Origin of the sequence: Aquirufa originis (assembly GCF_042714495.1) — a bacterium.
Lineage (GTDB): Bacteria > Bacteroidota > Bacteroidia > Cytophagales > Spirosomataceae > Aquirufa > Aquirufa originis.
Map to the genome: position 1 here is coordinate 15,417 of NZ_JBBKXY010000002.1, position 24,585 is coordinate 40,001.

The 24,585-nt window shown below is 42.9% G+C and carries 29 protein-coding genes and 1 tRNA gene; 18 read left to right on the top strand and 12 right to left on the bottom strand.

Translation table 11 applies throughout. The features are described 5' to 3' along the window. Positions 1-2: 2 nt before the first annotated feature. Both SKC35_RS05430 and SKC35_RS05435 read right to left on the bottom strand, forming a co-directional pair. Positions 3-980 (bottom strand): polyprenyl synthetase family protein, encoded by a 978-nt coding sequence (locus tag SKC35_RS05430; protein ID WP_377978416.1) that lies wholly within the window; start codon positions 978-980, stop codon positions 3-5. Position 981: 1 nt separating this feature from the next. After that, positions 982-2,196 (bottom strand): NADH-quinone oxidoreductase subunit D, encoded by a 1,215-nt coding sequence (locus SKC35_RS05435; RefSeq protein WP_377978417.1) that lies wholly within the window; start codon positions 2,194-2,196, stop codon positions 982-984. A 134-nt stretch (positions 2,197-2,330) separates the two neighbouring features. Here SKC35_RS05435 and rpmG point away from each other — a divergent pair, with 134 nt between their 5' ends. The 3 genes from rpmG (at position 2,331) to ftsY (ending at position 3,751) form a co-directional block, all read left to right on the top strand. Next, positions 2,331-2,513, top strand: a complete 183-nt coding sequence (gene rpmG / locus SKC35_RS05440; protein ID WP_130895329.1) for a 50S ribosomal protein L33 — start codon at positions 2,331-2,333, stop codon at positions 2,511-2,513. A gap of 8 nt (positions 2,514-2,521) precedes the next feature. Next, positions 2,522-2,674, top strand: a complete 153-nt coding sequence (locus SKC35_RS05445) for a DUF4295 domain-containing protein (protein ID WP_109324168.1) — start codon at positions 2,522-2,524, stop codon at positions 2,672-2,674. Between the two features lie 99 nt (positions 2,675-2,773). Next, positions 2,774-3,751, top strand: a complete 978-nt coding sequence (gene ftsY / locus SKC35_RS05450) for a signal recognition particle-docking protein FtsY (RefSeq protein WP_252622023.1) — start codon at positions 2,774-2,776, stop codon at positions 3,749-3,751. Here the strand turns inward: ftsY and SKC35_RS05455 are convergent, their stop codons facing one another. After that, complete coding sequence (locus SKC35_RS05455; RefSeq protein WP_377978418.1) at positions 3,752-5,422, bottom strand: glutamine--tRNA ligase/YqeY domain fusion protein; 1,671 nt, start codon at positions 5,420-5,422, stop codon at positions 3,752-3,754. 94 nt (positions 5,423-5,516) lie between these two features. Here SKC35_RS05455 and SKC35_RS05460 point away from each other — a divergent pair, with 94 nt between their 5' ends. After that, complete coding sequence (locus SKC35_RS05460; protein WP_377978419.1) at positions 5,517-6,554, top strand: WD40/YVTN/BNR-like repeat-containing protein; 1,038 nt, start codon at positions 5,517-5,519, stop codon at positions 6,552-6,554. Here the strand turns inward: SKC35_RS05460 and der are convergent. Both der and era read right to left on the bottom strand, forming a co-directional pair. Continuing rightward, complete coding sequence (gene der, locus SKC35_RS05465) at positions 6,534-7,856, bottom strand: ribosome biogenesis GTPase Der (RefSeq protein WP_377978420.1); 1,323 nt, start codon at positions 7,854-7,856, stop codon at positions 6,534-6,536. The two genes, SKC35_RS05460 and der, sit on opposite strands and share 21 nt — an antisense overlap. 11 nt (positions 7,857-7,867) lie before the next feature. Then, complete coding sequence (gene era, locus SKC35_RS05470) at positions 7,868-8,770, bottom strand: GTPase Era (RefSeq protein ID WP_377978421.1); 903 nt, start codon at positions 8,768-8,770, stop codon at positions 7,868-7,870. Between the two features lie 107 nt (positions 8,771-8,877). Here era and SKC35_RS05475 point away from each other — a divergent pair. Both SKC35_RS05475 and SKC35_RS05480 read left to right on the top strand, forming a co-directional pair. Next, positions 8,878-8,950 (top strand) — tRNA-Met (locus tag SKC35_RS05475). Positions 8,951-9,101: 151 nt separating this feature from the next. Next, a complete protein-coding gene (locus SKC35_RS05480; RefSeq protein ID WP_377978422.1) occupies positions 9,102-9,416 on the top strand; it encodes a LytR/AlgR family response regulator transcription factor in 315 nt (104 codons plus the stop codon). Between the two features lie 62 nt (positions 9,417-9,478). Here SKC35_RS05480 and SKC35_RS05485 read toward each other — a convergent pair whose 3' ends face one another. The 5 genes from SKC35_RS05485 to atpD form a co-directional block, all read right to left on the bottom strand. Continuing rightward, positions 9,479-10,378 carry an OmpA family protein gene (locus tag SKC35_RS05485; protein WP_223131514.1) on the bottom strand — a complete coding sequence of 300 codons (900 nt, stop codon included), beginning with the start codon at positions 10,376-10,378 and terminating at the stop codon, positions 9,479-9,481. A 75-nt stretch (positions 10,379-10,453) separates the two neighbouring features. Then, complete coding sequence (locus SKC35_RS05490; protein ID WP_377978423.1) at positions 10,454-10,900, bottom strand: MarR family winged helix-turn-helix transcriptional regulator; 447 nt, start codon at positions 10,898-10,900, stop codon at positions 10,454-10,456. Positions 10,901-11,015: 115 nt separating this feature from the next. Continuing rightward, positions 11,016-11,588 (bottom strand): hypothetical protein, encoded by a 573-nt coding sequence (locus SKC35_RS05495; RefSeq protein ID WP_377978424.1) that lies wholly within the window; start codon positions 11,586-11,588, stop codon positions 11,016-11,018. 7 nt (positions 11,589-11,595) lie between these two features. Next, positions 11,596-11,826 carry a F0F1 ATP synthase subunit delta/epsilon gene (locus SKC35_RS05500; RefSeq protein WP_130895339.1) on the bottom strand — a complete coding sequence of 77 codons (231 nt, stop codon included), beginning with the start codon at positions 11,824-11,826 and terminating at the stop codon, positions 11,596-11,598. 7 nt (positions 11,827-11,833) lie between these two features. Further along, entirely contained in the window at positions 11,834-13,351 is a 1,518-nt protein-coding gene (gene atpD, locus SKC35_RS05505; RefSeq protein WP_130895340.1) for a F0F1 ATP synthase subunit beta, read from the bottom strand. Between the two features lie 207 nt (positions 13,352-13,558). Here atpD and SKC35_RS05510 point away from each other — a divergent pair, with 207 nt between their 5' ends. From SKC35_RS05510 to SKC35_RS05545, 8 genes are all read left to right on the top strand, one after another. Then, the gene (locus SKC35_RS05510; protein ID WP_377978425.1) at positions 13,559-15,661 is read left to right on the top strand and encodes a tetratricopeptide repeat protein; all 2,103 of its coding nucleotides are present in this window, start codon (positions 13,559-13,561) and stop codon (positions 15,659-15,661) included. Between the two features lie 105 nt (positions 15,662-15,766). Beyond that, positions 15,767-16,072 carry a 30S ribosomal protein S10 gene (gene rpsJ, locus SKC35_RS05515; protein ID WP_130895342.1) on the top strand — a complete coding sequence of 102 codons (306 nt, stop codon included), beginning with the start codon at positions 15,767-15,769 and terminating at the stop codon, positions 16,070-16,072. 107 nt (positions 16,073-16,179) lie between these two features. Continuing rightward, positions 16,180-16,335: a 50S ribosomal protein L34 gene (gene rpmH / locus SKC35_RS05520; RefSeq protein ID WP_130895343.1), complete on the top strand. Its 156-nt coding sequence runs from the start codon at positions 16,180-16,182 to the stop codon at positions 16,333-16,335. 62 nt (positions 16,336-16,397) lie between these two features. After that, positions 16,398-16,802, top strand: coding sequence for a ribonuclease P protein component (locus SKC35_RS05525; RefSeq protein ID WP_377978426.1), 405 nt, complete (start codon positions 16,398-16,400; stop codon positions 16,800-16,802). After that, positions 16,786-18,363, top strand: coding sequence for a S41 family peptidase (locus SKC35_RS05530; protein ID WP_377978427.1), 1,578 nt, complete (start codon positions 16,786-16,788; stop codon positions 18,361-18,363). Before SKC35_RS05525 ends, SKC35_RS05530 begins: the two co-directional genes overlap by 17 nt. After that, complete coding sequence (gene tsaB, locus SKC35_RS05535; protein WP_377978428.1) at positions 18,360-19,034, top strand: tRNA (adenosine(37)-N6)-threonylcarbamoyltransferase complex dimerization subunit type 1 TsaB; 675 nt, start codon at positions 18,360-18,362, stop codon at positions 19,032-19,034. The genes SKC35_RS05530 and tsaB overlap by 4 nt, the downstream gene beginning before the upstream one ends. A 1-nt stretch (position 19,035) precedes the next feature. Then, a complete protein-coding gene (locus SKC35_RS05540; RefSeq protein WP_377978429.1) occupies positions 19,036-19,542 on the top strand; it encodes a DUF2480 family protein in 507 nt (168 codons plus the stop codon). 14 nt (positions 19,543-19,556) lie between these two features. Continuing rightward, positions 19,557-20,444, top strand: coding sequence for a fructosamine kinase family protein (locus SKC35_RS05545; protein ID WP_377978430.1), 888 nt, complete (start codon positions 19,557-19,559; stop codon positions 20,442-20,444). Here SKC35_RS05545 and SKC35_RS05550 read toward each other — a convergent pair. Then, complete coding sequence (locus tag SKC35_RS05550) at positions 20,419-21,720, bottom strand: 4-hydroxy-3-methylbut-2-enyl diphosphate reductase (RefSeq protein WP_377978431.1); 1,302 nt, start codon at positions 21,718-21,720, stop codon at positions 20,419-20,421. The genes SKC35_RS05545 and SKC35_RS05550 overlap by 26 nt on opposite strands. Positions 21,721-21,823: 103 nt before the next feature. On the opposite strand from SKC35_RS05550, the gene SKC35_RS05555 reads away from it, so the two are divergent. The 4 genes from SKC35_RS05555 to SKC35_RS05570 are packed head-to-tail and all read left to right on the top strand — an operon-like array spanning position 21,824 to position 23,879. Further along, positions 21,824-22,189 (top strand): hypothetical protein, encoded by a 366-nt coding sequence (locus SKC35_RS05555; RefSeq protein WP_223131526.1) that lies wholly within the window; start codon positions 21,824-21,826, stop codon positions 22,187-22,189. After that, positions 22,176-22,940 (top strand): exodeoxyribonuclease III, encoded by a 765-nt coding sequence (locus tag SKC35_RS05560; protein WP_377978432.1) that lies wholly within the window; start codon positions 22,176-22,178, stop codon positions 22,938-22,940. The genes SKC35_RS05555 and SKC35_RS05560 overlap by 14 nt, the downstream gene beginning before the upstream one ends. A 4-nt stretch (positions 22,941-22,944) precedes the next feature. Further along, positions 22,945-23,247, top strand: coding sequence for a (2Fe-2S) ferredoxin domain-containing protein (locus tag SKC35_RS05565; protein ID WP_377978433.1), 303 nt, complete (start codon positions 22,945-22,947; stop codon positions 23,245-23,247). Positions 23,248-23,255: 8 nt separating this feature from the next. After that, positions 23,256-23,879 (top strand): hypothetical protein, encoded by a 624-nt coding sequence (locus SKC35_RS05570; RefSeq protein ID WP_377978434.1) that lies wholly within the window; start codon positions 23,256-23,258, stop codon positions 23,877-23,879. On the opposite strand, the gene SKC35_RS05575 is transcribed toward SKC35_RS05570, so the two are convergent. Continuing rightward, on the bottom strand, positions 23,862-24,545 hold the full coding sequence (locus SKC35_RS05575) for a YjjG family noncanonical pyrimidine nucleotidase (RefSeq protein ID WP_377978435.1): 684 nt from the start codon (positions 24,543-24,545) through the stop codon (positions 23,862-23,864). The two genes, SKC35_RS05570 and SKC35_RS05575, sit on opposite strands and share 18 nt — an antisense overlap. Positions 24,546-24,585: the final 40 nt, after the last annotated feature.

Below are 24,585 nucleotides of genomic sequence, written 5' to 3' on the forward strand. Positions count from 1 at the left end.
CGTTAAACTTCCCGATCAACCAACCCGCTCATAAACTTTACCAAGGCTGATTTTTGCTCTTCGGAAATGGCCAGAGATTGAATTTCCATAAAGGCCGTATCGAAATAAGAGGCGATGACCGCTTCCGTTTCTGCTTTTAGACCCAAGGAATCATAGATCGCGGTTACCGCTTGTACTTTTTCTGCAGCATCATAGTCGGTGGCATCCACCCATTTTTCCAGCGAAGCGAGTGTAGAACCCGTTGCTCTTTCGAACGCTTTTATCAGTAAATAGGTTTTTTTATTAGCTAAAATATCTCCGCCCGGTTGCTTCCCAAATTTCTCCGGGTCGCCATACACGTCTAATAAATCGTCCTTCAATTGAAATCCCAGACCGATGGTTTCTCCAATACGGTATAAGGAATCAGAAACCTCAGCAGGTGCAGAAGCGAGTAAACCACCCATTTCCATCGAGAATCCGATCAAAACCGACGTTTTCAAGCGAATCATTTCGATATATTCTTCCACCGCCACATCGTCACGGCTTTCAAAATTCATATCGAATTGCTGTCCCTCGCACACTTCTGCAGCGATACGCGAAAGACGCCCCAACAAGTGTTGAAAAGCCTCCAGGCTTAATCCTTTGACCTTATTCAAGTATTGGTATGCATTCACTAACATCACGTCGCCGGATAAAATGGCGATGTTGTCATTCCATTTTTCGTGGACCGTTTGCTTGCCACGACGTATAGGCGCTTTGTCCATAATGTCGTCGTGCATCAGCGTGAAATTGTGGAAAATTTCGACCGACAAAGCCGCAGGAACTTGTTTTTCCCAGTCGGATTTGAACAAGGAATAGGTCAATAAACAAAGGACAGGACGAATCCGCTTGCCTCCTAAATTCAGGAGGTAATGGATGGGGTCGTAAAGTTCGTTAGGGTTTTGGCCTATATCTAAACGACTTATTTCCTCTTCGAGGGCTGTTAAAAATGCTTTGTTCATTTTATCTATCTACTTCGCCCATCACTAAATCCAAGGATCCAATAATGGCTACTAAATCTGCTAAATATGTTCCTTTGGCCAAATAAGGCAACACCGAAAGGTGGTGGAAAGAGCAAGCGCGCACTTTCAAGCGTTGTGGAATATCCGAGCGACCATCCGTGCGAATATAGAAACCGAGTTCGCCTTTCGGATTTTCGGCTCTCACATAAGCATCCATTGCTTTAGGACGAATCTTTTTAGGGACCAAAGCCTGAGGATCAAACTCCCGCGTCCTTTTCTCATCTCCTAGCAAGGCCACGATACATTGTTCAATAATCCGCAGTGATTCCTCGCATTCGCGAATCCTGACGTGATTTCGATCCCAACAATCGCCCACCGCGCCCATCGCACCTTCTCCTACCGGAATTTCGAAATCTAATTCCGGATACACCGAATAAGCATCGATGCGACGTAGGTCAAAAGGCAAGCCAGAACCCCGTAGTACTGGACCGGTACATCCATAATTAATGGCCGCATTCAGGGGCAAAACACCCACATTCGCGGTTCTCTTGATGAATATACTATTATCTTCTACTAATTGTTTTACTTCTTTAATCGTGTTCTTGATGACCGGCACTAATTCTTGTACCTTTTCTTCAAAACCCAAAGGCAAATCATAGAACAATCCACCCACCCACACATAATTATACAACATCCTTGCACCCGAAAGCCATTCTAACATTCGTTGAATGTCTTCGCGATCTCTCATTAACCACAAAAAAGGGGTATACGCACCGATATCCAGACCATAGGTCCCAATCGCCACAAAGTGCGAGGCAATTCGGTTTAATTCTGCTACCAGGACACGAATGTATTCAATGCGTTTAGGCAATTTTCCTGTCAAATCCAGCATCTTCTCCACCGCCATCACATAGGCATGTTCCGAATTCATGGCCGCCATATAGTCCAAACGATCCACGTAGGGGATGATTTGGTTAAAAGGCAAAGCCTCAGCATGCTTCTCAAAACAACGGTGTAAATACCCTAAATGCGGAACGACTTCCTTGATCCATTCCCCATCTGAAATCACCTCTAAGCGAAGGACCCCGTGGGTAGAAGGATGTTGAGGTCCCAACGAAATAATCATTTCCTCCGATTTCAGATCCTCTACCCGAAATTTATTAGGGTCTGAGTTCTCGAAATTTTCTGGAAGAAATTGGTACTGGATGGGATTCATTAAGCAAAAATGAGAAATCTAATGGGTAAAAATAAATTTTTCTATCTATTTTTAGCAAAGGCTTTGGGAAAAAAAGAAATTCTTCTACCTTTGCATTCCGTTTCGAGCAGAGGCGGATAAAAGATTTATCTATTATGGCAAAGAAAGGAAATCGCATTCAAGTAATCTTAGAATGCACTGAGCACAAAGAAACTGGTTTACCAGGCATGTCTCGTTACATCACTACGAAAAATCGTAAAAACACAACAGCACGTATTGAGTTAAGAAAATACAACCCTGTTTTGAAAAAAGTTACTTTACATAAAGAAATTAAATAGGTTGACCCATGGCTAAGAAAGTAGTTGCAACTCTGAAGAAAGAAGGCGGCGTTAAGTACGCTAAGATCATTAAGGCGGTTAAGAATCCTACCACAGGAGCTTATACCTTCAAAGAAGAAATCATCCTTCAAGATGAAGTTAACGCTGCATTGAAAAACTAATTTTTCAATACCCGTTTACCTATCTTAAAAAAATTGAAGTCCCTTCTTGAAGGGACTTTTTTTATTTTCATTACCTTCGTATCGTATTTTAACACTCCCATGGGATTATTCGATTTTTTAAAAAAGAAACCAGAACCACAACAGCAAGAAGAAATTCAAGCGTTAGAGCAAGGTTTAGAGAAAACATCCACTGGTTTTTTCTCTAAAATCGGCCGTGCGGTCGTGGGAAAATCGAAGGTAGACGAGGAGGTTTTAGATGAATTAGAGGAAATTTTATTGACTTCAGACGTGGGCGTAGCGACTACGTTGAAGATTATTCAACGCATCGAGCAACGCATCGAACGTGACAAATACGTTTCCACAGAAGAGCTAGACATCGTTCTACGCGAGGAAGTGGCGGCCCTTTTAGAGGAAAACCAATCGTCATCTTTAGAGAATGCTTTCGCTGAACCGAAACAAAAGCCCTACGTCATTATGGTCGTGGGCGTGAATGGCGTAGGTAAAACTACGACCATCGGAAAGTTAGCCTCTCAGTTTCATCAAAATGGCTTGAAGGTCGTATTAGGCGCGGCGGATACTTTCCGTGCGGCAGCGGTGGATCAATTGAAGCTATGGGGAGAACGCGTAGGCATTCCGGTGATTGATCACGGAATGAACACGGATCCAGCAGCGGTGGCCTATGATGCCGTAAAGCAAGCGGTGGAGATGAATGCAGACATCGTGATAATCGATACCGCAGGACGTTTACATACGAAAGTCAACCTAATGACCGAGCTTGGTAAAATCAAGCGCGTGATTCAAAAGTTCATCCCAGAAGCGCCACACGAAGTGATGTTAGTATTGGACGGATCAACCGGTCAAAATGCCTTCATCCAAGCCCAAGAGTTTACGAAAGTGACAGAGATCACCTCTTTAGCGATTACAAAGCTAGACGGCACAGCTAAAGGGGGTGTAGTAATTGGAATCTCAGATCAGTTCAAGATTCCAGTCAAATACATTGGAGTGGGAGAAAAAATCTCCGATCTCCAAGTATTCAACAAGACCACGTTCGTGGATTCGCTTTTCGCGAAGAAATAATTATTTAGCCTTTTCTTTGGCCCAGGTATCTTTCAAGGTAACCGTGCGGTTAAATACGAGCTTATCTGAGGTAGAATCTGCATCTAAGCTGTAATAGCCTTTGCGGATAAACTGTAATGCTTGACCCTCTTTCGCCTCTTTCAAACCTGGCTCCACATAGACCTTAGGTACAATTTGAAGTGATTCCGGATTGATAAATTTCAAGAAGTCGTCGCCTAATTCAGATGCATCTTCCACAATCAGTAAGCGATCGAAGTTACGAACTTCCGCTTCTACTGCGTGAGCGACAGAAACCCAGTGAATCGTTCCTTTCACAGAAACACCACTCGTATCTTGACCTGACTTGCTTTCTGGGATATATTCCGCGTGCACTTCCGTCACATTGCCTTCCGCATCCGTTTTAAAGTCTGTACACGTTACGATGTACGCCCCTTTTAAACGCACCTGTAGTCCTACGCCTAAGCGGAAGAACTTCTTAGGTGGATCGATCATGAAATCATCACGTTCAATATATAACTCGTTAGAGAAAGGAACCGAACGCTTCGTGATTAGCTCCGCTTCTGGATTATTTTCAATTTGTAAATCTTCCGTTTTATCGGCTGGATAGTTCGTGATCACTAATTTAATGGGATCCAAAACTGCCATCACGCGGTCCGCGGACTTATTCAAATCCTCGCGAATACAGAATTCCAACAAGCTTAAATCGATCAAATTATCACGCTTCGCTACCCCGATACGCTCGCAGAAATTGCGAATCGATGCAGGTGTGAAACCACGTCTACGTAAACCTGAAATCGTAGGCATGCGGGGATCATCCCAGCCATTCACCACTTTTTCATTCACTAATTGCAATAATTTTCGCTTACTCATCACCGTGTGGGACAAGTTCAAACGTGCGAATTCATATTGATGAGAAGGGAAAATCCCTAATTTGTCTAAGAACCAATCGTATAAGGGACGGTGAACGTCGAATTCAAGTGTACAAATAGAATGGGTGATTTCTTCGATGGAATCACTTTGTCCGTGTGCAAAATCGTACATCGGGTAGATGCACCATTTGTCTCCTGAACGGTGGTGTTTCACATGACGAATACGGTACATCAACGGATCACGCATATGCATGTTCGGATGTGCCATGTCAATTTTAGCACGTAATACTTTCTCGCCATCCGCATATTTTCCCGCACGCATGTCACGGAATAAGGTCAAATTCTCCTCTACACTGCGGTTTCTAAAAGGACTGTGCGTACCAGGTGTGGTAGGCGTTCCTTTTTGAGCTGCGATCTCTGCTGCCGTCGAATCATCTACGTAGGCAAAGGAAAGCGTGATTAACTTCTCCGCGAATTGGTATAAATCTTCGAAATAGTCGGAAGTGTATAATTCATTTGCCCAAGTAAATCCAAGCCACGAAACATCCTTCTTAATCGACTCCACATATTCTGTCTCCTCCGTCACCGGATTTGTATCGTCAAAACGCAGATTCGTCCCTCCGCCAAAACGCTGAGCCAACCCAAAATTCAAGCAAATACTCTTCGCGTGACCGATGTGCAAGTAGCCATTCGGCTCAGGTGGAAAACGTGTCAAAATACCTTGTGGGTATTTTCCAGACGCGATGCCTTCCTGAACGATTTCTTCTAAGAAATTAAGGGATTTGGGTTTTAATTCTTCCATGTATACTTTTTCGAGTCGACGAATAAATTTGAGCTGTAAGGTTCAAAAATAAACATTATTTGCCAAAATCCGTAATTTGCAGACCGATATACCTATGAGAAAACACATCCTACTCTTCGCCCTCCTGTTTTTAGGCGCTTTCCAAAGCTTCAGCCAATGGAATTCCATCTCACTAGATACCAAAGCCTCCTTTAGAGCCATTCGATCCCTCGGTTCACACATCTGGATAGGCGGAACGCGCGGAACCGTCATTCACTCAAGCGATAAAGGCGAACACTTCACTGTTTCACAGATTCCAGGAGCTGATTCCTTGGACTTCCGAGATCTGGCGATACTTGACGAAAATACGGTCTTATTGATGAGCGCAGGCCCGGCAGAGAATGGGGCAGCCAAAATTTTTCGCACAGAGAATGGAGGAAAAAGCTGGGAATTAGCCTTCCAAATCAAGGAGAAGGGCTATTTCTTTGATGCCATTCTTTGGGAGGGCAAACAAGGATTAGTTTTATCTGACCCTGCGGGCCCATTCTATGGCTTGATTCGCATCAGCGATAAAGGACGTTCCTACGAATTATTGACCCCAACGAACCATCCCACTTTACAAAAAGGGGAAGCCGCTTTCGCAGCTAGTGGATCTAGTTTGCAGAAGACAAAACAGGGCTATTATATCGTGACCGGAGGCGGCGAAAAGGCGCGGGTTTTGCACGGTAAAGATGCGCTACATTGGGAAAGCATTTTTGCCGAAATTCCCGGCGGAGAAGGAACCGGATTTTTCAGTCTAGGCGTTCGCAATCCGAAGAACTTATGGATCGCTGGCGGAAATTATGCCCGTATTAAAGAGGGGCCAGTGCCCTTATTAGAAAGCAAAGATGGCGGGGCAACTTGGTCACCTATTGTGGGAGCACCCGCGTACTACGTGGAGAAAATTTTATGGGCAGCGCCGTATTGGATATTATCAGGGCCAGCCGAAAGCTCGGCTTTTGACCCAGTGACTAAGCGTTGGATTAGCTTAGGCAAAAGTCCCTACCACAACATCTGTCAGTTGGGAGATCGGATTTATGGTGTAGGTGGAAGAGGCCAAATCGGTTTCATCAGCCTCTCCCAAATACAGCAATTATTTCTTTCTAAAGAATAAAGAAATAGGTGTTCCTGATAAATCAAAGGCTTTCCGCATCTGATTCTCTAGGTAACGCTCATAACTTTCCTTAATGTACTGTGGTAAATTGCAGAAGAAAATGAACGTAGGATACGGTGTCGAAACCTGCGTACAATATTTAATCTTGATATATTTACCTTTCCAGGCTGGTGGCGGATAACTCGCGATCACATCTAACATCACATCATTTAATTTCGATGTTGAAATCTTCTGTGTACGGTTTTCGTATACTTTAAGCATTAATTCTAAAGCTTGGAAGATACGCTTCTTCTCCATGACCGAAGTAAAGATCACAGGCATATAATTCAATGGCGCCATACGCTCCTTGATTGCCTTCTCTAATTGAATCGCGGTATTCGTGTCTTTCGCCACTAAATCCCACTTATTAATCATCAATACAATTCCTTTCTTCGCCTTGTCCGCCATGCTGACAATATTCATATCCTGCGCCTCTAATCCGGTTAATGGATCGATTGTCGTCGCATCGATAATGATAATCGCCACATCGCATTCCTCCAAAGCCTTCATCGAACGCAAAACCGAGTAATACTCGATGTTATCGTCGATACGCGCTTTTCGGCGAATACCGGCCGTGTCCGTGATGATGAAATCCTTCCCAAACATCGTATAGTGATTTTGAATCGCATCACGCGTAGTTCCCGCCTCATCAGTCACGATGGAACGATCCTTTCCTAAAATCGCATTTAAGAAAGAGGATTTGCCTACGTTAGGACGACCTAAGATCGCCACGCGTGGAATGCCTAATTCTGGATTTTCGATTCCCTCATCCTTAAAATGAGAAACCATCGCATCGAGCATATCACCTGTACCACTTCCACTTTCAGCGGCAATCGCATAGGGATCGCCTAAACCTAATTCATAAAATTCCGCTGCAGCATAAGCCTTCTCGTGTGTATCGGCTTTGTTCGCGATCAAAATAACGGGTTTCTTAGAACGACGTAAAACGTTCGCAAAATCCTTATCTAAATCCGTTAAACCCGTAGAACAATCTACCACGAACAATAATACCGCCGATTCTTCAATGGCTAATTCTACCTGCTCGCGTATTGCTCCTTCAAATTTATCTTCGGATCCATGCACGTATCCTCCCGTATCAATCACGGTGAAGAAACGTCCTGTCCATTGACCGTAACCATAATGGCGGTCGCGCGTCACCCCGGACATGTTGTCCATGATAGCCTTCTTTTGTTCGATCAAGCGATTGAACAAAGTAGATTTCCCTACATTGGGACGCCCCACAATTGCAATAATATTTGACATTCTATGTTAAATTAATCGAGTGAATACCCGAATGAACGCAGCTTGTCCGTCTTCGCACGCCAATCAGGCTCCACTTTGACAAACTGCTCTAAAAATACTTTTTTACCAAAAAACTTCTCTAAATCCTCTCTCGCTTGGATACCCACTTTCTTGATATTTTCCCCTTTATGCCCAATGATGATCGCGCGTTGCGATACCCTTTCGACATAAATCTCCGTAGCAATACGTAAAATGGTGGGCTCTTCTTTAAAAGAAGTCACCACTACCTCACACGAATAAGGAATTTCTTTTTTATAATTCAAGAAAATCTTCTCCCGAACAATCTCAGAGGCAAAGAACTTTTCTGGTTTATCCGTCAGCTCCTCCTTATCAAAAAAGGGCGGATGAACGGGCAAATGCTCCATGAGGTGGCTAAAGATTTGGTCCAAATGAACCGATTCCAACGCCGAAATAGGGATAATCGGCTTGCCAGGAAAAATTCCCTGCCAATACGCGACCTTCTCCTCTAATTTCTCCATGGAGACTAAATCGATCTTGTTTAATAAAACAAGAATTGGCGTGTTTGTGAAATCTTTCCAATTGGTCAAAAAGTCCAAATCTTCAAACTCATCAAACACATCCGTCACATACAACACCACATCCGCATCCTCTATAGAGCTTTTAACGAAAGACATCATGGACTTATGTAATTCGTATTTAGGTAATAAAACCCCAGGTGTGTCTGAGTAAACAATCTGGTATTCAGTACCCTTATGCTCTCCGTTCAGCATCCCCAAAATCCGGTGACGCGTCGTCTGCGCCTTCGAGCTCACAATCGAAAGTCGCTCCCCCACTAATGCATTCATCAGCGTACTCTTACCCACGTTGGGTTTTCCGATAATACTGATAAAGCCTGCTTTGTGTTCTGGGGTCATAGAAATGTAACGTAAAATCTGCCTAAAAAAGGATCGGCAAGAATAATTTCTACAAAGATACTTGTTTTTTCTGAAAGAAACGTGCATCTTTGCACTCCCAATTATATCGCGGGGTGGAGCAGTTGGTAGCTCGTTGGGCTCATAACCCAAAGGTCGTCAGTTCGAGTCTGGCCCCCGCTACATTGAAAAGAGGTCTTGCAAAAGACCTCTTTTTTTATGCCCTTTACAGTAGCACAATTCTACCGCTAAATAAATACAGTAACCGCTAAATAATTCTTTACCATAGGTTTAGTTCAAATACACTAGGTTTACATTTAGTAAATACGTGCTAATGAGAAAACACCTGAAAATTCCCGGAATCGATCAATGTCCTGTAGATGACATTGTGAGCATTGAAGGCAAAGGGAATTATACCACCATTTTTTTGAAGAATGGCCAAACCATTTTAATGGCCAAGACACTCAAGAAGTTTGAGTCACAATTGCGCCTAGGCACCTTTCTTCGCATCCACAAGTCCTATCTTGTTAATAAGGTGAATGTGCTTAGTCACGACTTAAATGAATCGAAGACGGTCAAAACAGTACTTAATCAATCCCTCCCCGTTTCCAGAAGAAAACTAGATCTAGTCCGCGGGCAATTAGCCTAAAGAATCCCATAAAAAAGGGCCTCGATTTTCATCGAGGCCCTTTTTCTTTACAATCAAAAAGCTTATTTCGCTTGTGGCGCCATTAAACTAAAGAACTGATCTAATTTAGGCGTTACAATAATCTCCGTACGGCGATTTTGCTTACGTCCTTTAGATGTTTTATTAGCTGATGCTGGCTCGTACTCACCACGTCCTCCAGCTGTTAAACGCTCTGGATCCACATCAAATTTAGTTTGCAATACACGAACCACAGAAGTAGCACGCTTAGCAGATAAATCCCAGTTATCTTGAATACAATCAGTAGAAATAGGCACCGTATCTGTGTGACCTTCTACTAATACATCAAGCTCTTTGTGATCGTTTAACACTTTCGCTACTTTCGCTAACACAGCTACCGCTTTCGCGTTAACAACTGCACTACCTGAAGCAAACATCAAGTTATCAGAGATCGAGATATAAACAACCCCTTTCTTCACCTCTACCGTTACATCTTCATCATTCACATCAGCTAATGAACGCTTCAAGTTCATTACTAATGATAAATTCATTGAATCTTTACGTTGAATAGATGAGTTCAAGTCTTTGATGTATTTTCCTTGCTCGTTCAAGGCATCTAAGGACTTACGAATACTTTCAGCACCTGATTTGTTGATTACCGAAAGATCAGATAAACGATCTAATAAGTTTGTATTTGTCTTTTTGAAGTAATCTAATTGCTCTTGTAAAGCTTTCAATTGACCATTTTTTGCTTCTAAATCTGTATCTCTCTTTTTCAATTCACCTTGAAGGCTAGCTGTTAAAGATTGGCAATCAGATAAGTCCGCTTTTGATTTAGATAAAGCTGAACTACTAGATGCCTGTAATTGAGTTAATTGTGATTCCAAATCCGCTAATTTCTTCTTTCCTACACAAGAGGTAAATAAGAAAGGCATCATCGCGAATACCAAAAGTAGTTTTTTCATAACGCAGTTTTTGTTTAATTATCGAGCAAAAATAAGGATCTCCTTTAATAAACGTATCCGGAAATACGTTTTTTTCTAGATTGTTTTTAAAATTTCTCCGGCGTCCTCCTCTAAAACCTGATTAACCGATGACATCACCTCAAAAAATACGGCTAATTTTTCCGGCTCGACACGATCGTAGATTAATTTATTAAAGGCTATAACACCCTTTCGAGCCTGGTCGCGTTTCTTCTTTCCGATATCCGTCAAAAAAATCTTCACCACCCGCTTATCTTCATAATTCGCAGAACGTTCAATCCACTTCTTATCCTCTAGGGTTTTTAACATACGGGTCAAAGACCTAGCCTCCAAGCCTAGCGCCGGTGCAATCTTCGTCGCAGGCGTTCCATCTTTGTCGATATGCAATAAAACATATCCGATGGCCATGGTCATATCAAACTGAGCAGAATAGGTATTGTACATGCGGCTGATGGCGTACCAACCGGTCTTTATGTGAAAATCAATCGTTTCTTCTGCTTTCATAGGAATCCTACATTTGGATGCGAATAAGGTATGCTGTCATACCTTTGGACAAAAATGAACTAAAAAAAAATAGGATGCAAGCATCCTATTTTCAAATTCCGATAAAAGCAATCGATTATTGAACTCGATTACCCTTCATTCTTTTCGAATTCACTTTCAAGCCACTCAAGGAAGACTTCATGATCATCAGACGTACGCGAGGCGTTTTCGTCACCGACTTCGTCAAACCTTCGTATTTCTCATTGTAGACTAAATACTTGCTACCTTCGAAATTCAAGCGAGAAATAGTAGAATTTCCTGTTTCATCCACTAGCTGATAGAAATACTCTCCGCGTTCCCCTACAATAGGTGCAAAAATCAAACTATTCGACTCTTTCGCAGGATTGTCAAAAGAAACATATAATTTATCTCCTTCTTCCTTCAATAAAGCACCCGGAGTTTGTTTCTCTAAACTCACGCGGTTAATCGACTTGCCGTTTTTGAAAACCAACGCGCCCGCTTTCACGTTCGCGTCCGTTGAACTCATCTCTCTTTCTAAAATCAAGCCATTGTCATTGTAGAACTGAATCTTATTCAAAGGAATATTACTTTCCTTTACCGTTGCTAGAATAGACCCTGTTAAAAAGGCCTTCTCTGAACAAGAACTAAATAAGACCGTAGCAAATACTAAAATGGCAAGTTTTTTCATGAGAATGTTAGTTAACGCCTTCGGCTAAAACAAGAACTCGATTATTCAAAACTTCAACAACTCCTCCTTCGATTTGGAAGACCTCTTTATCCGCTGTTAATTCTCCTTTTGCAAGGGTAGAAACAATGGCTGCGTGGTCATTTAAAATTTGGAAGGAACCATTAACGCCAGGCAAAGTCACTACAGATGCTTCTGCAGAGAAAACTTTACGATCCGGTGTAATAATTTCTACAAACATAATTTTTTTATTTAGCAGCCTCAGCTAATAATTTCTCTCCTTTTACCACTGCGTCCTCAATAGTACCTACTAAGTTGAAAGCAGCTTCTGGAAGGTGATCGTATCCACCATCGATGATCGCATTGAAACCTTTGATCGTATCGTTGATGTCTACTAAAACGCCTTTTAAGCCTGTAAATTGTTCTGCCACGAAGAAAGGTTGTGACAAGAAACGTTGTACACGGCGAGCGCGAGAAACGACTAATTTATCTTCTTCCGATAATTCATCTAGACCTAAAATCGCGATGATATCTTGTAATTCCTTATAACGTTGTAAGATTTCCTTCACACGTTGCGCCGTATTGTAGTGAGAATCACCTAATACTTCCGCAGATAAAATACGTGAAGAGGAATCCAATGGATCCACCGCTGGGTAGATACCTAATTCAGCAATCTTACGAGATAATACCGTAGTTGCATCTAAGTGGGCAAACGTTGTTGCCGGAGCTGGATCCGTTAAGTCATCGGCAGGTACGTAAACCGCTTGTACCGAAGTAATCGAACCACGCTTTGTCGAAGTGATACGCTCTTGCATCGCTCCCATCTCAGTCGCCAATGTTGGTTGGTAACCTACCGCAGATGGCATACGACCTAACAGGGCAGATACCTCAGAGCCCGCTTGTGTAAAACGGAAGATGTTATCGATAAAGAATAGGATATCACGACCTTGACCTTCGCCATCGCCATCACGGAAGTGTTCCGCAACTGTTAATCCTGATAAGGCTACACGAGCACGGGCTCCTGGAGGCTCGTTCATTTGACCGAACACTAAAGTTGCTTGAGATTTCGCTAGTTCTGTTTGATCTACTTTAGATAGATCCCACTCACCCGCTTCCATCGCGTGCTTAAATTCCTCACCATACTTGATAACGCCTGACTCGATCATCTCACGTAATAAGTCGTTACCCTCACGAGTACGCTCACCTACACCTGCGAATACCGAAAGACCTTCGTATGCTTTGGCAATATTATTAATCAACTCCATGATCAATACAGTTTTACCTACACCGGCACCACCAAATAAACCAATTTTACCACCCTTTACATAAGGTGCTAATAAGTCGATTACTTTAATTCCTGTGAATAAAACCTCAGTTGTTGTCGCTAATTCATCAAATTTAGGCGCAGAACGGTGAATCGGCAATCCTTTGTCAGACTTAGGTTGAGCGATACCATCGATGGCATCCCCTACTACGTTGAACAAACGACCTTTAATTCCCTCACCTGTCGGCATCGTCATAGGCGTACCTTTATCGATTACCTCTTGTCCACGTTGAAGACCTTCCGTTCCTTCCATCGCAATCGTTCTTACGCGATCTTCTCCTAAGTGCTGCTGCACCTCAAGAACAAGCGTTTGACCATTTGATTTCGTTACTGAAAGAGCATTCAAGATCGCTGGTAAATGTGATCCTTCTCCTTCGAAGCTCACATCGACAACGGGTCCAATTACTTGCGCAACTTTTCCTTTGTTAACTGCGTTTGCCATTTGAATTTTAATTTGTTAGCTAAAAAACTACGATTTTGTATTAGTTCACGAATGCTAATACATTCGGACTGCAAAATTAGCCTGATAATTCGAATTTACCAAAACTGAAATTAGTATTTTTCAACTATTTTTTGCCAAAATCAGGCAATTTCTTTGAATGAATCGTAGTTTGTGTGAAATTTAGGAATTCAATTTTTGGACCAAAATATGCGCTTGACTCGCCCCTCTTTTTCAAAAAGCCTTTTTTACGCGATTGCCGTGGTGTTCGTGGCGATTGGCGGGCTGTGGATAGCAGGAGGTATGGCGACTTTTACGTGGATCGAAGTCTCTGAAATGATTCCCTTAAACAAGGTCGTGGACACGCAAGCCGGCCAGGATTTGCATACGAACGTCTATTTCATTCGTCAAAACTTCCAAATACAGGCTGTAACCCTGAATGCGACTCCGGAAATTAGTGGATTCGCCCTTGCCTTGTTAGGCCTAGGGGTGGCGCTTTTTTCGTTTTTACCCGTTTGGCAGGCCGTTTTGGGTGCCACACTGTGGCTCGGAATAGTCGCTTTCACGTTGTCTGACGCCTCTTTTCCCGCTTTATCGCAGATTATCAGTGGACAGCTTTTCAGCTTGAGCCTTGTAGCTCTTGCCGGCCTATCCGTTTTGAGCGCCGCGGCTATTCCTTCCTTTTTAATCGGTTTATCGCACGGTTCGAATGTGGCCAGTTCGAAAAAAAATCGCAGCATTTTAGGCTTGGTCTGGGGAATCAATTTGCTTTTAACCTTTAGCAATCAGCGCTTTGACTTAGGAGTACGGACGGCGATTCCCGCTTTTATTTGGATGATTTTGGCAGTAGGTCTCTATGTATACCAAAACAAGGACAACAAAGCTCTATTGGGAATAAGTCTTCTCGGGCTTTCTTCACTGATTCCACTTTTATGGCACGCAAACACGCCAGGCATTCAGGCGATTGAAAGCTGGAATTTAATTAACCAGGTAGTGATGGGGCTACTTTTTCCGCTATTTATTTACCGAAATTTTGGCCCTCTGCTAGCCCAAAACCTTCCCATTCACAAAGTCATTCACAAAGCCGCTTTACTTCCACTGCACTTGATTCAAATCGGAGTGCTTATTTTAAGTGTGGGCGCCGTATTTGCGTTTAATTCAGGCGCCTACCATCAAGGAATGGCGGCGAAAGAAAATTATGCGGGTGATGTGTCTGTTTTCGTGGGCGACACACAAATGGCGGAAATACATTACAAAAACGCCACGTTGCACAGCCGTTTAAATACCAAAAGTAACTTAAGCCTTGCCGCCCTCGCGCAGCAAGCGGGTGACACGGAGACATTTGCTTATTATGTGGCAGCCAGCCAAAGTATCAATCGTGATCCCGCTCTTTCTGTAGCGCTTGCGAATGTATTCGCCACAGAAAACCGTCCTTTTGATGCTTTATTTACCTTGCAGAAAAGTGATTCTGCTGATCCACGCATCGCTACGCAACTCGCCTTGCAATATGAAAGACTGGCTATTCCTGATTCAGCGGTTTATTTTTACGATCGCGCTTTTTCTTTAGAACCAGAAAATCCACTCTACATAGCAAACAAACTATACGCGGAGTCCACGTATTTAAAACGAAAGCCAGAATTCAACCCATCAGAAGACTTAGCCATCCAAGCAAATTTAGTAGCTGCAGGAATTCCTACGGCACCGATGAATCCATCTTTTGTTCCGAGTGCGGATTTGCGCGATTTGGTATACCTATATAATGGAATGATGTTTTGGAAAGGGAAAGCACCCCTGTATGACCTGGCAGGCTGGCAAAGATCACTAGGCGAAATGTTCCCTGAATTAGAACTTTTGAAGTCTTGGCAGTCCTTTTACCACGCGAAACCTTTAGTCGCTTTAAATCAATTGAATGTATCCATCGCGGCGGACACGACGCAGGGTTCGGGAATGACGGGGATTTTAGCTTTTTGGAAATATGCAACAGCCTATCCGGTGAAAACACCTCCGATTTCACGAGCGAATGCACTTGCGATGTTAGAAAAATACCCTTTTCAAATTCCGGTTTTGCAACAGGCGATTCCACTAGTACCCGCGAAAAAAGGGTATGAGGCCGCGCTGGCCGCATTACAATGGAATGAACAGAATCCGGCTTTTTATCCAATTTACGCTACGCAAGCACTCAAAATGGGCGAAATAAACTATGCGGATGAGGCGATGGAAAAATTAAGAACCCTCAATTCCGCCCTTTACCAAGCTTCGCAGGCAAGCTATTTAGCTGAAAAACAACGCGCTCTACAAAAAACTAAGTTTTAGGGCTTGTATAATTAAGTGACATTCTGTACTTTTGCAGTCCTAATTAATTTAAGTAGCGGAGTAAATGGTTCTTTCGCTGCTTAATCATTTAAAGAACCATCTTATATGAATCAAAAAATTCGCATTAAGCTGAAGTCATTTGACCACTCATTGGTAGACAAATCAGCAGAGAAAATCGTTAAAGCGGTAAAAGCTACAGGAGCAGTTGTTTCTGGCCCTATCCCACTTCCAACAAAAATTGAGAAATTCACTGTTTTACGTTCACCACACGTTAACAAGAAAGCACGTGAGCAATTCCAATTATGTACTTACAAGCGTCTAATCGACATCTTCTCTTCTTCTGCTAAAACAGTAGATGCTTTGATGAAATTAGAATTGCCTTCAGGAGTAGACGTAGAAATCAAGGTTTAAGGACCTGTCAGGTGAAGGCTTACCAGCTGAATCCATGATGAATAAATATTTTGTTTTACCTTTGCAAGCCCCAATCGAAATGATGGGCTGCTTTAACAAATAAAGAAATGAAAAGAACTTTTCAACCCTCTGTACGTAAGAGAAAAAACAAACACGGATTCCGTGAGCGTATGTCTACGGCAAACGGTCGTCGCGTATTGACAAACCGTCGTGCTAAAGGACGTCACAAGTTGACTGTTTCAGACGAAAAAAGAGGCAAATAAGCCATAGATCTTAGAAAAGAAGATTTCTGGTTTGCTATTGTTGTTCACTTAGTATTCCTGCTTTGAAATTTACATTTTCTAAATCGGAGCGTCTAACGCACATTAAAATTATTGATTCCTTATTCGAGAAGGATAGTCGAATTGTTGAAGAACGATTTGTCTATCCTTTTCGTGTTTTATACATCCGCCAGAATCCTTTTGAAGCAGATCAGGCGAATCCACAGATTTTAATTTCGGTGCCAAAGCGTCGATTTTCGAAAGCCGTAGATCGAAATACCCTCAAGCGTCGCATCCGCGAGGCCTACCGCCTGAATAAACCCCATTTTCAAGTAGAAGGAAAAGCAAAACTTCCAGATGTATTGGCTTTTGTCTATATTGGTTCTACGATTGAACCCTCAGATAAAATCCATAAGAAAATGGCCGCCATTTTAGAAAAATTCACCCAACCGAATGAAGCAGCTAGTTAAAATAAGCCTTTTCGTGTTTTTGGGTATGGGCTTGTGGGCATTTAGCCGGGCGGACCAATTATTTGACCTGGCCAAAAACCTGGACATATACGCCAGCGTCATCAAAGAACTCAACCAATTCTACGTGGACCCCATCGACCCAAACAAGGTCGTACAAAACTCCATCGACGGAATGCTGGATCAATTAGACCCATACACGGTCTATTATCCAGAAGAAGATTTGGACGAATTCACCACTCTCACCACCGGAAAATACGAAGGAATCGGCATTCGCGCCTCTTGGGTCGACAAAGGCTATTACATTACGTATGTAGACGAAGCTAGCCCTGCCTTGCAAGCTGGATTGCAAATAGGCGATCAACTCCTTTCCATCAATGGGAATCAGATCACCGAAGAGTCCGACCCCGGTCTACTAATCAAAGGTCCGAAAGACAGTAAATTAGTCGCAGAAATAAAACGCGGAGATACGCAGCTGACGTTGAGTGTCAACCGGTCCACCGTTCAAATCAAGAATGTAGGCTATGCGGGCATCATCCGTCCAGGCATCGGGTACATCGAATTAGAAGAATTCAATCAATCGGCTACCAAAGAAATGAAAGCGGCCCTCGTTCAATTAAAGAAAGAGGGAATGAAGAAATTGATATTGGATTTGCGCAATAACCCGGGTGGCTTATTGACGCAGGCAGTAGATATTTGCAATCTCTTCATAGACAAAGAAACACCCATCGTGAGTACGAAGGGCAAATTACAAGAGTGGAATGCCACCTATAAGGCCTTGAATCCCAGCTGGGATACGTCGATGCCTATCATTGTTTTAATCAATCAAAACTCCGCTTCCGCAGCCGAAATTGTGGCGGGTGTTTTGCAAGATTATGACCGGGCGACGATTGTGGGACAACGGAGTTTTGGGAAAGGTCTCGTTCAAGTAACGCGCGATTTACCTTATCGGGCAAAAATCAAGATTACAACGGCAAAATATTACATCCCAAGCGGTCGCTGCATTCAAGCCATCGATTATTCTGGAAACAAAGACACCACCAAACAGGAATTTAAAACACGCAACGGCAGAAAAGTCAATGCGGGGGGAGGAATTGAACCGGATGTGTTAGTGGGGCGTCCGCAGGCGAACAGTTTGACGCAGCAATTATTGAAAGAGAAAATCTTCTTTCAATATGCACGCCTATTTAAATTAAAGCACGCTTCGATCGCGGCGGCAGCTAACTTCCATTTAACGGAAGCTGAATTTGAGGAATTCGTGCAATGGGCAAAAGCGAGTAAATTCAAATACGAGAGTCCGTTAGAGAAACAGATGCGCGATGTATTGAAGGAAACACAAAAAGATCCTTTGTATGCGAACTTGACGGCGACTCTGGAGAAAATTAAGCCGGAATGGGATTCTTCGATCGCGAAAGAGCTACAGGCAAACAAAAAAGTAATTTCGGCGTTATTAGAACAAGAAATAGTGCACCATTATTACCTGAAAAAAGGGATTAATGAATGGTCTTTTGAACACGATCCTAGCCTTTTGAAAGGTGTGGAATTAATTACCAATTTGAAATGAGTCTTATCCTAAGTCTAGATACATCGACCCAAAACTGTTCCGTTGCCCTCCACGAAAACGGGCAATTGATCACGCAGGAATTAGTGGATGAGGAGGGTTCTCATTCTAAATCGCTGACCCTTTTGATTGAAAAAGTGATGAAGACAGCGGGTCGCGCGCTAGCTGAACTATCCGCCGTGGCCGTTTCAAACGGACCCGGATCTTATACTGGCTTACGCATCGGTTTAGCGACGGCGAAAGGAATTTGCTTCGCTTTGGACAAGCCTTTGATCTGTTTGCCCACTTTACGAATCTTGGCCTCCGCAGTCGATGCACCCGCCGGATCGCTACTTTTACCCATGTTAGATGCGCGCAGAATGGAAGTGTATGCAGCCGTTTATACACCAGCACTAGAAGAAGTGTCTCCACAAGAAGCGCATATTCTAAACCAGGAGTCATTTCAAACTTTTGCGCCTGTTGTAGCTTTTGGGAATGGGTCCGCGAAATGGCAAGAAAGCTGCACGCATTCCTCTATCACATTTCTCGATGGGCCTTTATTACCTGAGGCTCAATATATGGGGAAATTAGCCCACGAGGCATTTTTGAACCAAACATTCGAGAACCTCGTTACCAAAGAGCCCGACTATTTAAAGGAATATATGGGCACTAAACCAAAACTTAAATCCTTGTAAGATGGCAGAGGAAATCATCAACCGAGTTAACCAAAGTGGACTGACGCAAATCGACCTAGAAGATTTACGCGTTCCGGGTGAGCGTGTTTTCATCGACATCAAGGATCAATTGTTCCAAGGCGTCGCCTTGCGCGAGAAGGATTTCAGAGAATTTATCAGTGGCCACGATTGGTCAAGCTATGCAGGAAAACACGTGGCGGTGGGTTGTAGTGAGGATGCGATTATTCCTACTTGGGCCTATATGTTATTGGGCGTACAGTTGACTCCATATGCGAAAACACTCGTTTTCGGGAATCTAGCCGATTTGGAAAAGACTTTGTTTGAGCAGGCTTTGGTGAAAATAAAGCCGGAAGATTTTCAGGATGCCAAAATCGTTATCAAAGGTTGCTCGAAAGAATCCGTTCCTACCGAGGCCTATTTGAAAATCACGCAATTATTACAACCGGTGGCGAAGAGCCTATTTTTTGGAGAACCTTGCAGTACGGTTCCGCTTTTTAAAAGAAAATAAGGTAATTTTGTCCTATGTCCACGGAAACGCAAGCACAATACCAGTTTATTGATAAAATTATCCAGCATCATTTAGGGGAGAACACCGAAGTGAAGGACCTAGAATTTTTCTACGGGGGAAATTTTAACTTGGCAGTGCGTGTGCAATTGAAAAATGCGGACGAATACTTCATCAAATGGAACCAAGGTGATCACCAAGGCCTGTTTGATGCTGAAGCGAAAAACCTAGATTTAATCGGAAAAACTTCCTCCATTTCGGTGCCGAGCGTTATGGGTACGGGAACGATGGAGGAAAAAGAATACTTGATGATGGAATGTATTCCATCGGGAGAAAAAGCAGCAAATTACTGGGTGGATTTTGGGGAGAAACTGGCTCGATTGCACAAAAATACAGCTGAAAACGGACACGGACTCGATTACACGAACTATATCGGAGCGGCGCCGCAAATCAATACTTGGAATCAGAATGGGATTGCCTTTTTCATCGAACATCGCTTGCGCAATCAATTAGCCAGAGCGATTTATGATCGTAAAATCGATGCTGAATTAGAGGCCAAATTTGAAACCTTGTTTGAAAAATTACCCTCCCTTCTTCCGAACGAAAAGTCAGCCTTAATCCACGGGGACCTTTGGTCTGGAAATGCCATGACAAATCCGCAGGGATTAATTACGCTAGTGGATCCGGCCTGCTATTATGGTTTCAGGGAGGCAGAATTAGCCTTTACTACCATGTTTGGAGGGTTTGACGAGTCGTTTTATGAGGCATACAATGCGAATTTTCCGATTGAAAAAGGATTCCATGAACGCATACCTTTGTACAATCTGTACCCACTATTGGTACACGTCAATCTGTTCGGAGAAGGTTACTTGCCTGCCGTTAAGAAGATTGTAGATTCGTATTAACCACTTCATCCACGTCCTCAGCTCCCGGGAAAAAGGAAACTAGCTTGCGCAAGATTTCTTCCATCACCGCGTCTGGGCAAGAAGCTCCGCAGGTTAACAAAACACGCGTTTTCTCTTTCGTAGGAATGAAGGAAGTCGAAACACGCTCTTCTTTGGCCACATTATCAAAATGCAATACTTGATCTGCAGAAATCAATTTTTCAGCGTTCTTGATAAAATAGGTCGGCAATTTCTCGACACACAAATCGACTAAATGAGCTGTATTCGAAGAATTATAACCACCTGCGACAATGGCGAAATCTGCCTCCTCGGCTAATAAACCATAGGTAGCACTCTGGTTATCATTCGTGGCGTAACAGAGCGTATCGCGTGTATCTGCAAAATAATCCTTGATGTTTTCAGGCGATAATTGGAAGTGCAAGCGGATGATTTGACGTAAGTAATCCACAATTTCTTGTGTATCCGTTGCCAACATCGTTGTCTGATTGACCACTCCAATGCGTTTTAAATCTTTCGCCGGATTAAATCCAGCTGAATATTGTCCATCAAATTCTACAAAAAACTCTTCCGGTGTTTTTTCTTCTTTAATATAAGCCGCTAAAGCAATCGCCTGCTTGATATCTTTGATAATCAAGGTCGGTGTCACGGATTGAGAATGAGAAAACGTTGCCTTCGTCTCCTCGTGACTAGGTTTTCCGTGCACAATCACGGTGTAATCCTTCTTTCCTATCGCATCCGCCCGATTCCACACTTTTTCTACAAAAGGGCAGGTGGTATCAAACGCATAAGGATCAATTCCACGGGATTGCAAGATGGCTTGCGTCTCTAAAGTTGTTCCAAATGCAGGTACAATCACCACATCATTCGAGCTTAACTCTGACCAGTCCACAATTTGATTTCCGTGTGTGTCTTGAATAAAACGTACCCCACGATCCAATAAGTCCGCATTTACGGCAGGATTGTGAATCATTTCTGACAATAAGAAAATACGTTTATCCGGATTTTCATCGATAATCTGATAGGCTGTTTCCACCGCATTTTCAACTCCATAGCAGAATCCAAAATGACGGGACAGCAACACCTCCACTGGGCCAAAATCCAAGTGTGTAGGCGTAAAATCTTTCTTTAATTTATCTTGTACTCGACGAGCCTCTTTAATCCGACCGATCAAATTACTCTTAAATAAAGAGGGGATGGAAAAGGATTTCATTTTTTTAAAGGTTCGTTTGTGGGGAGGTTGAGTAGTAAATGTACGCTTCTGTGCAATTGAATGCATTTTATAAACTGATTTTTTGGTTATTGGTTTTCAAAATTACGACATCTACGGCAATTAATCATTTTTTGTGGCTAATTTGCATCTCATTAAATTCAACCCCTTTATGGAATTCGAGCCGATAGTAGTAAAAGAAGAATGGGAGATGATTCTCGATTTTTTCGAAAACTCGTTTGGCAAGCGTCCCACTGAAATGGAACCGATCTTGTTGATGATCGGGGTACAGGAATTAGGTCAAGGTCACGCGCATTTTACCAAAGAACAAAAGCAAGATCTCCTCCACATCGCCACCTGTAAGGTATTGAGCTATAGTGATTTTTACCGTTTGGATGGCTTGGATGAGGAAGGTTGGCCGCATTGGGAGAATGTACAAGGAATTCCATCGCTGCCATTAAAAGAGCAAGAAATCCTCTTAAAAGCACACATCATTCATTATTTCAAAACCGAGGTATTCCCGAATGAAGATCATTAGTTATAACGTAAACGGCATTCGTGCCGCCATGACCAAAGGTTTCGTTTCTTGGCTTCAAGAAGAAAACCCAGATATCATCTGCATTCAAGAATTGAAAGCGGAAGTGGAACAAGTGGACTTAAGCGAAATTTTCGCTTTGGGCTATGAGGTTTATTGGCATTCGGCTCAGAAAAAAGGTTATTCTGGTGTAGCCATTTTTAGTAAAATCAGGCCAAATAACGTATCAGTGGGTTGCGGTATCGATAAATACGATGCCGAAGGTCGCGTTATACGTGCTGATTACGACGGATTTTCGGTGATGAGCGTTTACATGCCATCCGGCTCCAGCGGTGATGAAAGACAAGCCTTCAAAATGGACTGGTTAGGCGATTTTCAAAACTACATTAACGCCCTCAAGATTGAATTTCCGAATTTAGTCATTGCCGGCGATTACAATATTTGCCACAAAGCCATCGACATTCATAACCCGAAAGGCAACGCAAACAGTTCTGGTTTCTTGCCGGAAGAACGCGAATGGATGGATGGATTCGTGAGCCGCGGGTTTGTGGACTCCTTTAGAGCAATCAATGCAGAACCTCACCACTATAGCTGGTGGTCCTACCGCGCGGGAGCTCGTGGCAAAAACTTGGGCTGGCGAATTGATTATCAGATGGTATCTGAGGCTTTGGCAGAAAAAATCCAACACGCCTCTATCCTACCGGATGTGAAACATTCCGATCATTGCCCCATCGTTTTAATTCTTAATAGCTAATAATATGCACTTCGAAAAACACGTATTTATCTGCGCTAACGACAAAGATGCCCCTAAAAAATGTTGCGGTTCTAGTCACGGAATGGAATTAGTAGACGCTTTCCGCGCGAGCTATGCAGCCCAAGGTGGAACGGCTAAAATCCGCGTCCAGAAATCAGGATGCCTTGATTTCTGTGGAAAAGGACCTACGATGGTCGTGTATCCAGAAGGCGTTTTCTACGGCAATGTGCAGGTGGAAGATGTGGCAGAGATCACAAAATCGCATTTAATCGAAGACGAAATTGTGACTCGCCTCCAAATTCAATAAATTACGCCATGATTTACCGCTTATATCCCACGCTTTTAAATTCCTTTAACCTCTATGTGAGCCAATCCCGTGATGGAAATGGCAAAATCATCGTGGATGAAATCGAGCTAATCGATCGCATCAACCGCGTGCGTAAACCGACGACGAATGCACAGCAAAAAGGGATTGATTTTGAACGAGCAGTGACTTTGGGCGAAAATGAAGAGGCTTTTGCAGAAGGTATCATCGATCAAGCGCGTGAATTATTGCCTGCCAAATACAAAACCCAATTTTACGTAGAATCGCGCTATAAAAACGCGCAGATTTACGGCTACATTGATGGTGTGGGAGACACGGTGGCATTTGACCTAAAAAGCACAGCCTATTACGAGCCGAATCGCTTTTTGACTAACCACCAAAACCTATATTTATTAGGTCTACAGAAATACGGTATTGAGCGCCTAGACTACGTTATTACGGACTTCAAACAGGTGTATGTGGAATCTTACGATGTAAAAAATATCGATTTCAGTTTCCAATACGACCAGATCGAAAAATTCATCTTGTTCTTAGAAGAGAACAAGAAATTCATTAGAGACAAGAAGATTTTTGACCGTAAATCGAGCGATAACCAATTATCGATTTTCGAGTAAGCTCCTCAATTCGTCTAAATGCTGGATTTCGTGAGGTAAATCCGTTGCTACCGAAAAGGGATTATAATGAATCGCTGGAATTCCCGCGTTCAATGCTCCCCTGACATCAGCCTCTATGTGATCGCCGATCATCAGCGCCTCTCCAGGCTGAATACCTGCGCGTTCTAAAGCATATTCATAAAATAACGGATTCGGCTTCTTCGTCCCTACTTGCTGCGATGTAATAATCTCTTTGAAAAAGGAGCGCATCCCTGCCCCTTCAATCTTCACGTATTGAATATCGTCGAAACCATTCGTCAAAATGTACAAAGGGAAATGAGCCGCTAAATCTTGAATGATTTCAAATGCGCCTGGCATCAAATTCGTCTTTCGAGGTGCACGCTCGAGGTATTTATCGCCAAATTCTGAAGATGGGCCTTCAACACCCAATTCTTGAAAAAAGCGCACAAAGCGCGTTTCCCTTAGTTCCGCCTGCGATATTTCGCCTGCTGCGTATTGGTCCCACAAACTAGTATTGATTTTTTCAAAGGTCGCCCAGTAGCTTAAGGGTTCTATGGCTAGTGAGTATTCAGCGGCTAAATCCAGTAAAACTTCTTTGGCATTTAAGTCGTGATCCCACAGCGTGTGATCCCAGTCAAAAAAAAGTGCTTTCGGGCTAAAATTCATGTAACAAAGGTAATAATAACTTACCTTTGCTTTAGCCCAT

What these genes read in the sequence shown, in the direction of transcription:
- SKC35_RS05430 (WP_377978416.1), bottom strand. Translation starts at nt 980, where the DNA reads ATGAACAAAGCATTTTTAACAGCCCTCGAAGAGGAAATAAGTCGTTTA.
- SKC35_RS05435 (WP_377978417.1), bottom strand. Translation starts at nt 2,196, where the DNA reads ATGAATCCCATCCAGTACCAATTTCTTCCAGAAAATTTCGAGAACTCA.
- rpmG (WP_130895329.1), top strand. Translation starts at nt 2,331, where the DNA reads ATGGCAAAGAAAGGAAATCGCATTCAAGTAATCTTAGAATGCACTGAG.
- SKC35_RS05445 (WP_109324168.1), top strand. Translation starts at nt 2,522, where the DNA reads ATGGCTAAGAAAGTAGTTGCAACTCTGAAGAAAGAAGGCGGCGTTAAG.
- ftsY (WP_252622023.1), top strand. Translation starts at nt 2,774, where the DNA reads ATGGGATTATTCGATTTTTTAAAAAAGAAACCAGAACCACAACAGCAA.
- SKC35_RS05455 (WP_377978418.1), bottom strand. Translation starts at nt 5,422, where the DNA reads ATGGAAGAATTAAAACCCAAATCCCTTAATTTCTTAGAAGAAATCGTT.
- SKC35_RS05460 (WP_377978419.1), top strand. Translation starts at nt 5,517, where the DNA reads ATGAGAAAACACATCCTACTCTTCGCCCTCCTGTTTTTAGGCGCTTTC.
- der (WP_377978420.1), bottom strand. Translation starts at nt 7,856, where the DNA reads ATGTCAAATATTATTGCAATTGTGGGGCGTCCCAATGTAGGGAAATCT.
- era (WP_377978421.1), bottom strand. Translation starts at nt 8,770, where the DNA reads ATGACCCCAGAACACAAAGCAGGCTTTATCAGTATTATCGGAAAACCC.
- SKC35_RS05480 (WP_377978422.1), top strand. Translation starts at nt 9,102, where the DNA reads ATGAGAAAACACCTGAAAATTCCCGGAATCGATCAATGTCCTGTAGAT.
- SKC35_RS05485 (WP_223131514.1), bottom strand. Translation starts at nt 10,378, where the DNA reads ATGAAAAAACTACTTTTGGTATTCGCGATGATGCCTTTCTTATTTACC.
- SKC35_RS05490 (WP_377978423.1), bottom strand. Translation starts at nt 10,900, where the DNA reads ATGAAAGCAGAAGAAACGATTGATTTTCACATAAAGACCGGTTGGTAC.
- SKC35_RS05495 (WP_377978424.1), bottom strand. Translation starts at nt 11,588, where the DNA reads ATGAAAAAACTTGCCATTTTAGTATTTGCTACGGTCTTATTTAGTTCT.
- SKC35_RS05500 (WP_130895339.1), bottom strand. Translation starts at nt 11,826, where the DNA reads ATGTTTGTAGAAATTATTACACCGGATCGTAAAGTTTTCTCTGCAGAA.
- atpD (WP_130895340.1), bottom strand. Translation starts at nt 13,351, where the DNA reads ATGGCAAACGCAGTTAACAAAGGAAAAGTTGCGCAAGTAATTGGACCC.
- SKC35_RS05510 (WP_377978425.1), top strand. Translation starts at nt 13,559, where the DNA reads ATGCGCTTGACTCGCCCCTCTTTTTCAAAAAGCCTTTTTTACGCGATT.
- rpsJ (WP_130895342.1), top strand. Translation starts at nt 15,767, where the DNA reads ATGAATCAAAAAATTCGCATTAAGCTGAAGTCATTTGACCACTCATTG.
- rpmH (WP_130895343.1), top strand. Translation starts at nt 16,180, where the DNA reads ATGAAAAGAACTTTTCAACCCTCTGTACGTAAGAGAAAAAACAAACAC.
- SKC35_RS05530 (WP_377978427.1), top strand. Translation starts at nt 16,786, where the DNA reads ATGAAGCAGCTAGTTAAAATAAGCCTTTTCGTGTTTTTGGGTATGGGC.
- tsaB (WP_377978428.1), top strand. Translation starts at nt 18,360, where the DNA reads ATGAGTCTTATCCTAAGTCTAGATACATCGACCCAAAACTGTTCCGTT.
- SKC35_RS05540 (WP_377978429.1), top strand. Translation starts at nt 19,036, where the DNA reads ATGGCAGAGGAAATCATCAACCGAGTTAACCAAAGTGGACTGACGCAA.
- SKC35_RS05545 (WP_377978430.1), top strand. Translation starts at nt 19,557, where the DNA reads ATGTCCACGGAAACGCAAGCACAATACCAGTTTATTGATAAAATTATC.
- SKC35_RS05550 (WP_377978431.1), bottom strand. Translation starts at nt 21,720, where the DNA reads ATGCATTCAATTGCACAGAAGCGTACATTTACTACTCAACCTCCCCAC.
- SKC35_RS05555 (WP_223131526.1), top strand. Translation starts at nt 21,824, where the DNA reads ATGGAATTCGAGCCGATAGTAGTAAAAGAAGAATGGGAGATGATTCTC.
- SKC35_RS05560 (WP_377978432.1), top strand. Translation starts at nt 22,176, where the DNA reads ATGAAGATCATTAGTTATAACGTAAACGGCATTCGTGCCGCCATGACC.
- SKC35_RS05565 (WP_377978433.1), top strand. Translation starts at nt 22,945, where the DNA reads ATGCACTTCGAAAAACACGTATTTATCTGCGCTAACGACAAAGATGCC.
- SKC35_RS05570 (WP_377978434.1), top strand. Translation starts at nt 23,256, where the DNA reads ATGATTTACCGCTTATATCCCACGCTTTTAAATTCCTTTAACCTCTAT.
- SKC35_RS05575 (WP_377978435.1), bottom strand. Translation starts at nt 24,545, where the DNA reads ATGAATTTTAGCCCGAAAGCACTTTTTTTTGACTGGGATCACACGCTG.